Here is a 12,999-nt window from a genome sequence, read left to right on the forward strand (position 1 = left end):
GCGCCCGGCCTCAGAACAGCTGCATGCTGAGCCAGTAGGCGATCGCGGCCACGAAGGCCGACGCCGGGATCGTGAAGATCCACGCCCACACGATGTTCCCCGCCACGCCCCAGCGCACCGCGCTCGCGCGCTGCGTGGATCCCACGCCGACGATGGCGCCGGTGATGGTGTGGGTGGTCGACACCGGGATGCCCAGCGCGGTCGCCAGGAACAGCGTCAGTGCGCCGCCGGTCTCGGCGCAGAAGCCGCCCACGGGCTTCAGCTTGGTGATCTTCTGGCCCATCGTCTTCACGATGCGCCAGCCGCCGAACATGGTGCCCAGCGCGATGGCGGCGTAGCAGCTCACGATGACCCAGGTGGGCGGCGTCGCGTCGCTCGCCGAAGCGTAGCCGGTGGCAATCAGCAGCATCCAGATGATGCCGATGGTCTTCTGCGCGTCGTTGCCGCCGTGGCCCAGGCTGTAGGCACCGGCCGAAACCAGCTGCAGCCGCCTGAACCAGCGGTCCACCCGGGAGGGGGTGGCACGCCTGAAGCCCCAGGCCACCGCGATCATCATCATCGAGCCCAGGAGGAAGCCCAGGAGCGGCGACACGAAGATGAACGCCACCGTCTTCCAGATGCCCGAGGCCACCAGGCCGGTCGTGCCGGTCTTGGCGATCACCGCGCCCACGATGCCGCCGATCAGCGCGTGCGACGAGCTGCTCGGAATGCCGTAGTACCAAGTCACCAGGTTCCAGCTGATGGCGCCGATGAGCGCGCCGAACACCACGTGCACGTCGACCACCCCGGGCTGGGCGATGCCCTTGCCCACCGTGGCCGCCACGCTCAGGTGGAAGATGAAGATCGCGATCAGGTTGAAGAAAGCCGCGAACACCACGGCCTGCCCCGGCTTGAGAACCCCGGTGGAGACCACCGTCGCGATCGAATTGGCTGCGTCGTGGAACCCGTTCATGAAGTCGAACAGGATCGCAAGCACGACCAGCACTATCACCACCCAGAGGGCGACCTGAACCGTTGCCATCGGTTGCTACCCGCTCAGGAATTCTCGAGGACGATGCCCTCGATCACGTTGGCCACGTCCTCGCACTTGTCGGTGATCGTCTCGAGCAGCTCGTAGATCGCCTTGAGCTTGATCACCTCGCGCACATCGGGCTCCTCGCGGAACAGCTTGCTCATGGCGCTGCGCATCACGCGGTCGGCATCCGACTCGAGGCGGTCGATTTCCTCGCAGGTCTTGAGCGTCGCTTCGGCCACGGCCGGATCGGCGATCTTGCCGAGGAACTTCACGGCGTCCTTCAGGCGGTCGCAGCACTTCACGCTCAGGGCCGTCAGGCGCACGATCTCGTCGGTCATGTGGCGCACGTCGTACAGCGCCATGGTTTCGGCCGAGTCCTGGATAAGGTCGGCCACGTCGTCCATCGTGTTGATGAGCTTGTGGATCTGCTCGCGGTCGATGGGCGTGATGAAGGTCTTGTGGATCAGCCGGTTGACGTCGTGCGTCACGCGGTCGGCCGCGCGCTCGGCGTTGTCGACGTCGCGGTTGTATTGCTCCCGCAGGTGCACGTCGCTGTAGTTGGCCACGAGTTGCTCGAAAGCCCTCGCCGCCTCCACGATGCGCTCGGCGTGCTGGTTGAACATCTCGAAGAAATTGCCCTCGCGGGGCAGCAGCTTGCCGAACATGAAAACTCCTGGGGTGCGCCAATCACAACTTGATGACGCCTTCATGAAAAACCGGCGAAGTTTAACGGGAGCGACGAACGTGCCCGGCCGGGCCTGTTTTTCGGGGCGGCCGGATGGCCCCGCGATTCAACCCGGCAACTGCAACGCCGGCAGATGCCAACGGCCGTAAATCCTGCCCATCCGAAGCGCCACGATCAGCAGCACGCCCCAGTGGGAAACCCAACGCCGGGGCATCCGGACGGCTTGCAGCATCAGGAAGGCAGCAATGCCCGCAATGACTGCGGAACCGCAGGTGCCGCCCACCGCAGTGACGGAGGCGGTCACCGCGACGCCCAGCCGGTAGAGGGCCGCATGCACCCAGCGCCCCACTGACCGCGAAACCGCCACGCCGGCGAGATCGAGGACGTAGAGCCGCCCGGCTTCTTCAGACGATGCGCTTGACCACCTGGCCCGTGACGCGTGCCAGCGCGGCGCGCGGCACCTTGTCGGGGGCGATCTCGGCGAGCGGTTTCAGCACGAAGGCGCGCTCGCGCATGCGGGGGTGCGGAAGGGTCAGCGTGGGCGTGTCGATCACCGAGTTGCCGTGCATGAGCAGGTCGAGATCGAGCGTGCGCGGCGCATTGGGGAACGGCCTTTTACGGCCGGCCTGCGTTTCCAGGCGCTGCAGCGCCACCAGGAACTGCTCGGCATCCAGGCCGGTGCGCACGGCCACGACAGCGTTGACGAAATCGGGACCTTCGGCGTCCACCGGTTCGCTGCGGTAGAGCGACGAACGGGCGGTCACCGTGGTGCGTTGCAGTGCGCCGATGGCAGCCATGGCGGCCTTCACCGAGGCTTCGGCATCGCCCAGGTTGGCGCCAATGGCGACGAAGGCCTGGACGGTCGGGTAGTCCTCGCGCGGACCGCGGGGGCGACTCGTGGGGGCGCGGGTGGGCGCACGGCGTGCGGGAGGGCCGCTTGGCGGTCCCTTCCTGGCACCGGCCGGCGCGGGCCTGGCACCGCCCGCGCGCGGCGGTGCGGCCTTGGCCTTGTCACTGGTCCTGGGGTTTTTCTTGCCGTCCTTCGGCTGGCCGGACGCGCTCATGCGCCCTCGGCGCTCCCGCCGCCCTCACCACCGCCACCACCTCCGGTGCGGGGCTTGCGGCGCCGCCGGCGCTTGCGCGCTGCGGGGGCCTCGCCATCGGGCGGCACGGCGCCGGCCTCGACTTCGACTTCGTCGTCCTGATCGGAATTCTGGGCCTGGGCCTCACCCTGGCGCTGCCGGGCGACCGGCTCGCTGCGGGGCTTGGGCGGCGGCGGCGTCTCGCGCACCCGCACGCGCTGGCGGGTCTTTTGCTCGTCGCGCACCTGCTCGAGCAGGTCCTGGCGGCGCACGTCGTCGGCGGTGCTGAATTCCTGCCACCACTCGGCAATCGCCTCGCTGACCTCGCCCACGTCGGCACGCAGCCGCATGAAGTCGAAGGCGGCCCGAAAGCGCGCCTGCTCGACCAGGCTGTAGGGCGTGGAGCCGGTGCGCTTGTCGAAGCGCGGCTGCATCATCCAGATCTCGCGCATGTCGGCGGCCAGCTTGCCGCGGCCCGAGACATCGCCGATGCGCGAATTGAACACGTCGTCGATCGCGTCCTGCAGCGCCGGGAACGGCGGCTGCGGGCGCTGGCCATGGCGGCCTTCCTGGCGCTGGGCCCAGCCGTCGCGCACGTCGGCCCAGAGCACGCAGGCCAGCAGGAAGCTCGGCGCCACGGGCTTGCCTTCGCCCACGCGGCGGTCGGTGTCCTGCAGGGCGGCCTTCACGAACGGCTGATCGGCGCGCTCGACCACCACGTCCAGCAGCGGATAGATGCCGGTGGCGAGCCCGAGCTTGCGCAGTTGCTCGATCGTGGCGATGGCATGGCCCGTCTGCAGGAGCTTGAGCATCTCGTCGAACATGCGGCTTTGCGGCACGTCGGCCAGCAGCTTGCTCGACTCGATCAGCGGCGCAGCGGTCTTGGCTTCCATCTTGAAGCCCAGCGCCGCGAGCTTGGCCGAGAAGCGGATCGCGCGAATGATGCGCACTGGGTCTTCGCGATAGCGCGTCACCGGGTCGCCGATCATGCGCAGCGTGAGCTTCTGGGCGTCCTTGATGCCGTTGTGATAGTCGACCACCACCTGGTTGGCGGGGTCGTAGTACATGGCGTTGACGGTGAAGTCGCGGCGCGCCGCGTCTTCTTCCTGCGGGCCCCAGACGTTGTCGCGCAACACGCGGCCGCTGGCGTCCACGGCGTGCTTCATGCTCGCCAGCTCACCCTTGCTGGTGCGCTCGTTGCCGGCCACCTGCTCGGCCGCGGCGCTGTCCATGTAGGCGCGGAAGGTCGAGACCTCGATCACCTCGTGCTCGCGCCCTCGCCCATACACCACGTGCACGATGCGAAAGCGCCGACCGATGATGAAGGCGCGGCGGAACAGCGACTTGACCTGCTCGGGCGTGGCGTTGGTGGCCACGTCGAAGTCCTTGGGGCGCAGGCCCAGCAGCAGATCGCGCACCGCGCCGCCCACCACGTAGGCCTCGTAGCCCGCCTGCTGGAGCGTGGTGACCACGTTCTTCGCGCGTTCGTCGACCAGGGCCGGATCGATCTTGTGAACCTCTGCCGGCACCTCCTGGCGCTTGCCGAAGCGGCTCTTGCCCTGTGCACTGCCGGCGGATTTGCCCAGCAGCTTGTCGATGAATTTCTTGATCATTGGTTGTGAAAGCTCTTCTTATTCGTTTTCGAGCATGGATCGGATCAACGGGATGGTGATCGCGCGTTGTGTCTGGAGCGCGTAGCCGTCGAGTTGCGTGAGCAACTCCATCAGGCTGCCCAGGTCGCGGCTGAAGCGGTGCAGCATGAAGTCGAGCACGTCGTCCGACAGCATCACGCCGCGCGCATCGGCCGCCTGGCGCAAGACCGCGCGGCGTTCGGTTTCGCTCAGCACCTGCAGATGGAACACGTGGCCCCAGCCCAGGCGCGTGCGCAGGTCCTCGCGCAGCGGCAGGTCGGCCGGCGGCAGCGCACCGGCGGCGACCACGCCGCGTTGCAGGGTCTGGGCATTGACGAACCAGTTGAAGGCCGCGTGCTGCTGCACGGCGGTGTAGAGGTGCACGTCGTCGAGCAGCACGGCGCCCCAGCGCTCGTCGAACTCCGGCGGCTCCAGGAGGCCCGCGTGCAGCCAGCCCACGCTGGCGCCCTGCTCGCGCAGTGCGACACGCACCGATTCGAGCAGATGGGTCTTGCCACTGCCGCCTTCGCCCCAAAGATAGGTAGGCACCGGCGAGTGCAGCGCAGGGCTGCCGGCGCTGCCCACCCACACTTGCAGGTGGCGCAGCGCCGCCTCGTTGGGGCCGGCAAAAAAGGCGTCGAAGCTGGGGCCCGTCGCAATGCCGATATCGAGCGCGAGCTGTTTCATCCCGGGAAGGTTCATGGAGGGGGCCGCTGGGGCCCTTAAAATCAACAGGAATTCTATCGGCCCGGCCGCTCCGGTTGCCGGCGCCTCTACCACCCCGCCTCTTGTGGGCTCTCTTGTTCGCTTTCGCACACCCATGACTTCCCCTACGCCCACCCCGCTCAGCTACAAGGATGCAGGTGTCGATATCGATGCCGGCGACGCGCTGGTCGACCGCATCAAGCCCCTGGCCAAGAAGACCATGCGCGAAGGCGTGCTGGCCGGCATCGGCGGTTTCGGCGCCCTGTTCGAGGTGCCCAAGCGCTACAAGGAGCCGGTGCTGGTGAGCGGCACCGACGGCGTGGGCACCAAGCTCAAGCTGGCTTTCGAGTGGAACATGCACGACACGGTCGGCATCGACCTGGTGGCCATGAGCGTCAACGACGTGCTGGTGCAGGGCGCCGAGCCGCTCTTCTTCCTCGATTACTTCGCCTGCGGCAAGCTGGACGTGGACACGGCCGCGGCCGTGGTCGGCGGCATCGCCCGCGGCTGCGAGCTCTCCGGCTGCGCCCTCATCGGCGGCGAAACCGCCGAAATGCCCGGCATGTACCCCGCCGGCGAGTACGACCTGGCGGGCTTCGCGGTCGGCGCGGTCGAAAAGTCGAAGATCCTCACCGGCCAGGACGTCAAGCCCGGCGACGTGGTGCTGGGCCTGGCCTCGGCCGGCGTGCATTCCAACGGTTTCAGCCTGGTGCGCAAGGTGATCGAGCGCGCGGGCGCCGACCTGCCCGCCACGCTGGACGGCAAGCCCTTCCGCGAAGCCGTGATGGAGCCCACCCACCTCTACGTGAAGCCGGTGCTCGAGGCGCTGGCCAAGCACCCGATCAAGGCGCTGGCCCACATCACCGGCGGCGGCCTGCTGGAGAACATTCCGCGCGTGCTGCCCGAAGGCACCGCCGCCCACCTCAAGAAGGGCAGCTGGCCGCAGACCGAGCTCTTCGCCTGGCTGCAGAAGGTCGCCGGCATCGACGACATCGAGATGAACCGCACCTTCAACAACGGCATCGGCATGGTCGTAGTCATCGATGCGGCCGAGGCCGCTGCCTGCGCCGCCACGCTGCGCGCGTCGGGTGAAAAGGTGCACGAGATCGGCGTCATCGCCGCGCGCGGCGAAGGCGCCGCGGTGGTCGTGGCCTGAGCGCCGACGGTCCGTTCCCCCCAAGCACCCGAGCAGCGCACCCACTCCCCCGGATGGCCAAGAAGCCGCAACCCACCTTCACCGCCGCCGCACCCGCGGCGCCCATCGTCCGGCCCACGGCCTCGCGCGGCGTGATGCTCGCCAGCTACCTGCTGATGCTGGGCGCGCTGATGCTGGTGATGTGGGAGCACCTGCTGCCGGGCCTGATCTGCGTGTGCATCGGCTTCCTGGTCACCCGCCGGTTCGCCCGCCTGCTGGAAAAAGGCTTCCTGCGCATTCCGGCCATGCGCGCGAGCGCCGTCGGCTGGGCCGGGGTGCTGGCGGTCATCGTGGTGCTGCTGGCGCCGGCCGCGCTGGTCACGCTGGGGCTTTCTCAGGCGCGCGAGTACATCGTCGATGCACCCGACCAGTACCGCGAACTGCTCGACTACACCGCCCGTACGGTGCTCGAGCTGCGCTCCAAGCTGCCGCCCGACATCGCGACCTACCTGCCCGAAGGCGCCGCCGAGATCCAGCGCGTGATCGCCAACTACCTGCGCGCGCAGGCTGGCTCGCTCGCTATGGCCGGGCGCGCCTGGCTGCACGGGCTGCTCTTTTCCTACGTGGGCCTGATCGTCGGCAGCCTGGCCGCCGTATCTGCGGCGCCGCTGCGGCGCAAGCCCCTGGCCGAGCAGTTGCACCAGCGCGTGGAGACCTTCGGCGAAGCCTTCGCCCAGATCGTCGCGGCCCAGTTCTGGATCGCCGCCTTCAACACGCTGCTGACCGCCATCTTCCTGCTGTTCCTGATGCCGCTGTGGGGCGCGCACCTGCCCTACACGCCGGCGCTCATCACCCTCACCTTTCTCGCCGGGCTGGTGCCGATCGTGGGCAACCTGGTCTGCAATTCGGTGATCACGCTGGTGGGCCTCTCGGTCTCGCCGCTCACGGCGGCCGCCTGCCTGATCTTCCTGATCGTGATCCACAAGGCCGAGTACGTGATCAACGCCAAGGTCGTGGGCGCCCGCACGCAGATGAGCGTGTGGGAGCTGCTCGCGGTGATGTTCGTGGCCGAGGCGGTGTTCGGGCCGGCAGGGCTGGTGGCGGCGCCGCTGTACTACGCCTACCTGAAGAAAGAGCTGCAGGCCGCATCGCTGGTCTGACGGCTTGGAGCACCGCAGGACAGCAATGTCCTGATCTGATCGGTTCTGGTCCGCTTCCGCGCGGACCTGGCCCCTGGCGACGCAGAAGAATACGCGGCATCATCCACTCCGCTTCCGCGAGCCTTGCAACGCCATGAAAACCTGTCTGATTGTGATCGACGCCCAGGAATCGTTCCGCCAGCGCGCGTACTGGAACGAAGGCGTCGCGGCGCCCTACTTCGCCGCACAGAACGCGCTGATCGAAGGCGCCGCCGCGGCGGGCCTGCCGATCGTGCGCATCTTCCACGTCGACGAGCCGAGCGATGCGAGCAACCCGTTCGCCGTGGAATCGGGCCACGTCCATCCCATTGGCGGCCTCGCGGCATTCGAGGCCGCGGCCACCTTCACCAAGCACCGCCACAGCGCGTTGGTGAACAGCGGGCTGGACGTATGGCTCACCGAGAACGGCGTGCGCCGGTTGATCGTGAGCGGCATCCGCACCGAGCAGTGCTGCGAAACCACCACCCGCCACGCCTCGGACCTGGGCTGGGAGGTCGACTACGTGACCGACGCCACGCTGACCTTCGACATGGTGCAGCCCGACGGCCGGCCGCTCGCGGCTACCGACATCAAGTCGCGCACCGCCGCCGTGCTGGCCGGGCGCTTCGCGACGATCTGCAGCGTGCCGCAGGCGCTGGAACGCGCGGGCGCGGCGGCATGAGCGCCGCGCCGGGCGGCCCCAAGCAAGCTCGCTCCCGCCTGGCGGGAAGGCGCGCAGCGCCAAGGGTGCACCAATGACCGCCTTGCGCGTGCTGATCCTGGCCTACGACGGCGTCGAGGCACTCGATTTCGCCGGGCCCTTCGAGGTGTTCACCACCGCAAGCCGCGTGAGCCAGCGCATGCAGCCGGGCACGGCGGCGCCGTTCGACGTCGCTTCGGTGGCGCTTGCGCCGCAAGGCCAGCCCGTGCAGGCGCGCGCCGGCCTGCAACTGCTGGCAGATCACACCATCGCCAGCAACCCGTCGGCCGACGTGCTGATCGTTCCCGGCGGCGTGGTCGATGCGCCGATGGCGAGCCCCGAAACCCTGCGCTGGATCGCCGAGTGCGCGGCCGGCGCGCAGCTCGTCGCCTCCGTCTGCACCGGCGTCTTCCTGCTCGCCAAGAGCGGTGTCGTGACGCGGGAGGCCGTGACGACGCACTGGGAAGACATCGCCGATCTGCGCGCGCAGTTCCCGACACTCGACGTGCGCGACGAGGTGCGCTGGGTCGACACCGGCCGCATCGTCAGCTCGGCCGGCATCAGCGCGGGCATCGACATGAGCCTGCACCTGGTCGAACGCCTCGCGGGGCGCGCGCTGGCCGAGCGAACCGCACGGCAGATGGACTACGCATGGACCCACAACACCAGCCACCCATCCGCGTAGTCTTCGTGCTGCTCCCCGGCAGCCTCGTGCTCGACTGGGCCGGGCCGGCCGAGGCGCTGCGCATCGCGAACCAGCGGCTCGTGGCGTCGGGCCAGCCCGAGCGCTTCGCGATCGAATTCGCGAGCCCGCGGCCGACGTCCATGGCTTCGGTCGGCGTCGCGCTCGCGGGACTCTCGCCCCTGCCCACGCAGTGGGACGGCCCGGCCTGGGTGGTGCTGGTCGGCCTGCCCGGCGACACCATCGCCATCGACAACTCCGAGACGCAGGACCTGCTGCACTGGCTGCGCGGCCAGCGGTTCGAGCGCGGCCGCGTGGAGCTGGTCACGGTCTGCGCGGGCGCGTTGCTGGCAGCGCATGCCGGCGCGCTCGCGGGCCGGCGCGCCACCACGCACCACCATCACCTGGACGAGCTGCGCGCGGTCGAGCCGCGCTGCGACGTGGTGAGCAACCGCGTCTTCGTGATCGATCCGCCGCTCTACAGCAGCGCGGGCGTCACGACCGGCATCGACCTCGTGCTGCACCGCATCGCCGAGACCTGCGGCGAGGCGCTCGCAGCCCAGGTGGCGCAGACGATGGTCGTGGCGCTGCGCCGCGGCCCCCACGACCCGGAGCTTTCGCCCTTTCTCGCCTACCGCAACCACCTGCACGCGGCGCTGCACCGCGTGCAGGACGCCGTGAGCGAACAACCCCAGGCCGACTGGAGCGTGCCGCGGATGGCGGATGTGGCCCACACCTCGGCGCGGCACCTCACGCGGCTTTTCGTGGAGCATGCGGGCGTGGCGCCGCTGGCCTATTTGCGGCGGCTGCGGCTCGCGGCGGCGCAGTTGGCGCTCTCGTCGGGCGCGAGCGTCACGCGGGCGGCGGAGCTGTCGGGCTTCGGCTCCGACACGCAACTGCGCCGGGCCTGGCACCAGTTCGGCCTGCCCGGTTCGCCTTCGGAAGCGAACACGGCGCTCAAACCCTGACGCTCAGCCCGTGCAGGCCCGCGCACGCGCGCGCAGCAGCGCCTGCTCGCGCGTGTTGCGCGTGAGCGAGGCGGCGCGGTCGAACTCCTTGCGCGCCTCTTCGCGCCGCCCGAGCTTGAAAAGCAGGTCGCCGCGCACCGTCGGCAGCAGGTGATAGCCCTTGAGCGCCGGCTCGTCCATGAGCGCATCGACCACCTCGAGCCCCGCGGCCGGACCGAAGGCCATCGATAGCGCGACCGCGCGGTTGAGCTCGACGATGGGCGATGGCGCCAACTCGGCCAGCGCGTCGTAGAGCGCGGCGATGCGCGCCCAGTCGGTCTCCTCGGCGGTGCGCGCGCGGCCGTGGCAGGCGGCGATGGCGGCCTGCAGGGCGTAGGGGCCGAGCGCGCCCAGCGCCTCGGCACGCGCGAGGCCTGCGAGGCCGCGGCGGATCAGCATCTGGTCCCAGCGCGCGCGGTTCTGTTCGAGCAGCAGCACCGGCTCGCCCGAGGCGCCGACGCGCGCGGCCGTGCGGGAGGCCTGGATTTCCATCAGCGCCACGAGGCCGTGAACCTCCGACGCATCGGGCACCAGTTCGGCCACGATGCGGCCCAGGCGCATCGCCTCGTCGCAAAGCGCAGGGCGCATCCAGTCGTCGCCGGCAGTAGCCGAGTAGCCCTCGTTGAAGATCAGGTAGAGCACCTCGAGCACCGAGGCCAGGCGCGCTTGCAGCTCGTGCCTGCGCGGCACCTCGAAGGGCACGCGCGCTTCGAGCAAGGTGCGCTTGGCGCGCACGATGCGCTGCGCCACGGTGGCTTCGGGCACGAGGAAGGCGCGGGCGATCTCGTCGGTCGTGAGGCCGCCCATCAGGCGCAGCGTGAGCGCCACGCGCGCCTCGGTCGAGAGCACCGGATGGCAGGCGGTGAAGACCAGGCGCAAGAGGTCGTCGCCGATGTCGTCGTCCAGCGCCGCATCGACCGCTTCGGCGAAATCGGCCTCGGCCATCTCGTGTTGTGCGTCGAGCTCGCGGCCGATCTCGGGCGCCTTGCGTTCGGCCAGCTGGCCATGGCGCAGGCGGTCCAGGGCACGGTGCTTGGCCACCTGCGTGAGCCAGGCGGCGGGGTTGCCGGGCACGCCGGCTCCGGGCCATTGCTCCAGGGCGGCGACCAGCGCGTCCTGCGCCAGTTCTTCGGCCAGGCCCACGTCGCGCAGCATGCGCGCGACGGTGGCGATGATCTTTGCGGATTCCATGCGCCAGACGGCGTCGATGGCGCGGTGGATGGCGGCTTCGTCCTTGCCGCTCACTCGACCGCTCCTTCGCCGCTCGCTAGCATGCGGCCATGAAGCGATGCTTCCTGATCCTGTGCCTCGTCATGGGCGGTGCCGCCCAGGCTTCCGAGATCGAAGCCGTGCGCAACAGCCTTGGCATGGCCTTCGTGAAGCTGCCGGCCGGCGAATTCATGATGGGCAGCGACGAGAAGCCCGAGACCTTGGCCGCCGCCTACCCGCAGTTGCCCAAGGAGCGCTTCGCCAAGCTCGGCGACGAAGGGCCGGCGCACCGGGTGCGCATCACGCGGTCGTTCTGGATGGGCCAGCACGAGGTGACGGTCGGGCAGTTCCGGCGCTTCGTCGAAGCCTCGGGCTACGTGCCCGAGTCGATCGCCGACGGTACCGGCGGCTACGGCTGGCGCGCCGACTACGACCCCGCCACGACGAAGCGCGGCGATGCCTTCGAGGGGCGCGACCCGCGCTACTCCTGGCGCAACCCGGGCTTTGCGCAGGGCGACGACCACCCGGTCGTCAATGTGACCTGGAACGACGCGCAGGCGCTGGCCGCGTGGCTGAGCACGGCCGAGGGCAAGCGCTACCGGTTGCCGACCGAGGCCGAATGGGAATACGCCTGCCGCGCCGGCACGCGCACCCGCTACAGCGCGGGGGACGACCCGCAAGTCCTGCTGCGCACGGCCAACGTGTTCGACGCACGCAGCGCCGCGTACTGGCCGCGCTGGCAATCGATGGCGCTGAAAGGCGACGACGGTTACGCATTCACCGCCCCGGTCGGCAGCTTCGCACCGAACGCGTGGGGCCTCTACGACATGCACGGCAATGCCTGGGAGTGGGTGGCCGATTGGCATGGCGAGGAATACTACGCGGCCTCCCCGGTCGACGACCCGCAGGGCCCGGCCACCGGCGAAGTGCGGGTGCGCCGCGGCGGCTCCTGGCATACGTGGCCCTTCTATGCGCGCACCGCGTACCGCAACTGGAACGCGCCGGACACGCGCTACACGCTCGTGGGGATCCGGCTGGTCCGGGAGGATTAGTACGCCTTACTTTTTCACCGTCTGCATCGACGGGAAACTCTCGGCCACGGCCTGCAGATCGGACGGGAAATCCGCCAGCTCCTGGATCTGCCGCACCTCGATGACCTCGTTCTCGCCGCCCGGGCAGCGGGCGGCCCATTCGATGGCTTCGGCGCGCGAGGCGACCTCGATCACCCAGTAGCCGCCGAGCACTTCCTTCACTTCGGCGAAGGGGCCGTCGACCACCTTGGGCTTGCGCCCCGGAAAGCTCACGCGCGCGCCCATCGAAGGCGGATGCAGGCCGTCGCAGCTGATCAGCACGCCGGCTTTCTGCAGGGATTCGTTGTAGGCCATCATCGCGGCCATCGCCTCGCGGTCGTCGGGCATCGTGCCGGGCGCGGCCGTCTCGTAGCCGTGGGGAATCATCAGCATCATGAATCGCATGGTGTTGCTCCTTGGGATTCGATGGGCTCAGCCGGCAGCGCCGCTGCGCTTGGCGGATTCGGCCCGCAGGCGGTCTTCCTGAGCCAGCAGTTCGGGGGTCATCGAGTCGCCGAAGTCGGTGGCCTCGAACACCTGGCGGATCTCGATCTCGCCTTCCTGGAACGGGCTGCGCTTGATCCACTCGATGGCTTCTTGCTTCGACTTGACCTGCAGCAGCCAGAAGCCCGCCAGCAGTTCCTTGGTTTCGGCGAAGGGACCGTCGATGACGGTGCGCTTCAGGCCTTCGCAGCGCACGCGCGCGCCCTTGGAACTGGGGTGCAGGCCCTCGCCCGCCAGCAGCACGCCGGCCTTGACCAGCTCTTCGTTGAACTTGCCCATCTCCGTGAGGATTTCGGTGCTCGGCATCACTCCCGCTTCGGAATCCTTGTTCGCCTTGACCAGAATCATGAATCGCATGTCGTTTCTCCTGAAGGTTGATGAAATCGGGAGCCGCTG

Annotated in this window: 15 protein-coding genes; 6 read left to right on the forward strand and 9 right to left on the reverse strand. The window is 69.1% G+C overall.

The genetic code is table 11. The annotated features are described in order from the left end of the window. Positions 1–10 precede the first annotated feature (10 nt). The 6 genes from RT97_RS30135 to hda all read right to left on the reverse strand — a co-directional run bounded on the left by RT97_RS30135 (position 11) and on the right by hda (position 5,100). The gene (locus RT97_RS30135; protein ID WP_042582529.1) at positions 11–1,021 is read right to left on the reverse strand and encodes an inorganic phosphate transporter; all 1,011 of its coding nucleotides are present in this window, start codon (positions 1,019–1,021) and stop codon (positions 11–13) included. A 14-nt stretch (positions 1,022–1,035) separates the two neighbouring features. Next, positions 1,036–1,680, reverse strand: a complete 645-nt coding sequence (locus RT97_RS30140; RefSeq protein WP_012746613.1) for a DUF47 domain-containing protein — start codon at positions 1,678–1,680, stop codon at positions 1,036–1,038. Between the two features lie 126 nt (positions 1,681–1,806). Then, complete coding sequence (locus tag RT97_RS33310) at positions 1,807–2,004, reverse strand: hypothetical protein (RefSeq protein ID WP_216595197.1); 198 nt, start codon at positions 2,002–2,004, stop codon at positions 1,807–1,809. 100 nt (positions 2,005–2,104) lie between these two features. After that, positions 2,105–2,764, reverse strand: coding sequence for a 2-amino-4-hydroxy-6-hydroxymethyldihydropteridine diphosphokinase (folK, locus tag RT97_RS30150; RefSeq protein WP_080898482.1), 660 nt, complete (start codon positions 2,762–2,764; stop codon positions 2,105–2,107). After that, positions 2,761–4,395 carry a polynucleotide adenylyltransferase PcnB gene (pcnB, locus tag RT97_RS30155; RefSeq protein ID WP_042582530.1) on the reverse strand — a complete coding sequence of 545 codons (1,635 nt, stop codon included), beginning with the start codon at positions 4,393–4,395 and terminating at the stop codon, positions 2,761–2,763. Before pcnB ends, folK begins: the two co-directional genes overlap by 4 nt. An 18-nt stretch (positions 4,396–4,413) precedes the next feature. Next, a complete protein-coding gene (gene hda / locus RT97_RS30160) occupies positions 4,414–5,100 on the reverse strand; it encodes a DnaA regulatory inactivator Hda (protein WP_041942819.1) in 687 nt (228 codons plus the stop codon). Between the two features lie 133 nt (positions 5,101–5,233). Between hda and purM the strand changes: the two genes are divergently transcribed. From purM to RT97_RS30185, 5 genes are all read left to right on the forward strand, one after another. Beyond that, positions 5,234–6,274, forward strand: a complete 1,041-nt coding sequence (gene purM, locus RT97_RS30165) for a phosphoribosylformylglycinamidine cyclo-ligase (protein ID WP_042582531.1) — start codon at positions 5,234–5,236, stop codon at positions 6,272–6,274. A gap of 53 nt (positions 6,275–6,327) precedes the next feature. Continuing rightward, the gene (locus tag RT97_RS30170) at positions 6,328–7,413 is read left to right on the forward strand and encodes an AI-2E family transporter (protein WP_080898483.1); all 1,086 of its coding nucleotides are present in this window, start codon (positions 6,328–6,330) and stop codon (positions 7,411–7,413) included. A 133-nt stretch (positions 7,414–7,546) separates the two neighbouring features. Beyond that, entirely contained in the window at positions 7,547–8,113 is a 567-nt protein-coding gene (locus tag RT97_RS30175) for an isochorismatase family protein (RefSeq protein WP_042582532.1), read from the forward strand. 73 nt (positions 8,114–8,186) lie between these two features. Continuing rightward, positions 8,187–8,816, forward strand: a complete 630-nt coding sequence (locus tag RT97_RS30180) for a DJ-1/PfpI family protein (protein ID WP_042582533.1) — start codon at positions 8,187–8,189, stop codon at positions 8,814–8,816. After that, complete coding sequence (locus RT97_RS30185) at positions 8,783–9,781, forward strand: GlxA family transcriptional regulator (RefSeq protein WP_042582534.1); 999 nt, start codon at positions 8,783–8,785, stop codon at positions 9,779–9,781. Before RT97_RS30180 ends, RT97_RS30185 begins: the two co-directional genes overlap by 34 nt. Before the next feature lie 3 nt (positions 9,782–9,784). Here the strand turns inward: RT97_RS30185 and RT97_RS30190 are convergent, their stop codons facing one another. Then, on the reverse strand, positions 9,785–11,011 hold the full coding sequence (locus tag RT97_RS30190; RefSeq protein WP_253278348.1) for an RNA polymerase sigma factor: 1,227 nt from the start codon (positions 11,009–11,011) through the stop codon (positions 9,785–9,787). An 89-nt stretch (positions 11,012–11,100) separates the two neighbouring features. On the opposite strand from RT97_RS30190, the gene RT97_RS30195 reads away from it, so the two are divergent. Then, the gene (locus RT97_RS30195; RefSeq protein WP_155403938.1) at positions 11,101–12,081 is read left to right on the forward strand and encodes a formylglycine-generating enzyme family protein; all 981 of its coding nucleotides are present in this window, start codon (positions 11,101–11,103) and stop codon (positions 12,079–12,081) included. Positions 12,082–12,087: 6 nt separating this feature from the next. Here RT97_RS30195 and RT97_RS30200 read toward each other — a convergent pair whose 3' ends face one another. Next, positions 12,088–12,504 carry a YciI family protein gene (locus RT97_RS30200; RefSeq protein ID WP_042582536.1) on the reverse strand — a complete coding sequence of 139 codons (417 nt, stop codon included), beginning with the start codon at positions 12,502–12,504 and terminating at the stop codon, positions 12,088–12,090. A 27-nt stretch (positions 12,505–12,531) separates the two neighbouring features. Further along, positions 12,532–12,960 (reverse strand): YciI family protein, encoded by a 429-nt coding sequence (locus RT97_RS30205; RefSeq protein ID WP_042582537.1) that lies wholly within the window; start codon positions 12,958–12,960, stop codon positions 12,532–12,534. Positions 12,961–12,999 lie beyond the last annotated feature (39 nt).

This window comes from Variovorax paradoxus (assembly GCF_000834655.1).
GTDB classification, from domain to species: domain Bacteria; phylum Pseudomonadota; class Gammaproteobacteria; order Burkholderiales; family Burkholderiaceae_C; genus Variovorax; species Variovorax paradoxus_F.

Coding starts and splice junctions, on each gene's coding strand:
- RT97_RS30200 (WP_042582536.1), bottom strand. CDS start 12,504: ATGCGATTCATGATGCTGATGATTCCCCACGGCTACGAGACGGCCGCG.
- RT97_RS30140 (WP_012746613.1), bottom strand. CDS start 1,680: ATGTTCGGCAAGCTGCTGCCCCGCGAGGGCAATTTCTTCGAGATGTTC.
- folK (WP_080898482.1), bottom strand. CDS start 2,764: ATGAGCGCGTCCGGCCAGCCGAAGGACGGCAAGAAAAACCCCAGGACC.
- RT97_RS30135 (WP_042582529.1), bottom strand. CDS start 1,021: ATGGCAACGGTTCAGGTCGCCCTCTGGGTGGTGATAGTGCTGGTCGTG.
- RT97_RS30195 (WP_155403938.1), top strand. CDS start 11,101: ATGAAGCGATGCTTCCTGATCCTGTGCCTCGTCATGGGCGGTGCCGCC.
- RT97_RS30170 (WP_080898483.1), top strand. CDS start 6,328: ATGGCCAAGAAGCCGCAACCCACCTTCACCGCCGCCGCACCCGCGGCG.
- RT97_RS30190 (WP_253278348.1), bottom strand. CDS start 11,011: ATGGAATCCGCAAAGATCATCGCCACCGTCGCGCGCATGCTGCGCGAC.
- RT97_RS30185 (WP_042582534.1), top strand. CDS start 8,783: ATGGACCCACAACACCAGCCACCCATCCGCGTAGTCTTCGTGCTGCTC.
- purM (WP_042582531.1), top strand. CDS start 5,234: ATGACTTCCCCTACGCCCACCCCGCTCAGCTACAAGGATGCAGGTGTC.
- hda (WP_041942819.1), bottom strand. CDS start 5,100: ATGAAACAGCTCGCGCTCGATATCGGCATTGCGACGGGCCCCAGCTTC.
- RT97_RS30175 (WP_042582532.1), top strand. CDS start 7,547: ATGAAAACCTGTCTGATTGTGATCGACGCCCAGGAATCGTTCCGCCAG.
- RT97_RS30180 (WP_042582533.1), top strand. CDS start 8,187: ATGACCGCCTTGCGCGTGCTGATCCTGGCCTACGACGGCGTCGAGGCA.
- RT97_RS30205 (WP_042582537.1), bottom strand. CDS start 12,960: ATGCGATTCATGATTCTGGTCAAGGCGAACAAGGATTCCGAAGCGGGA.
- pcnB (WP_042582530.1), bottom strand. CDS start 4,395: ATGATCAAGAAATTCATCGACAAGCTGCTGGGCAAATCCGCCGGCAGT.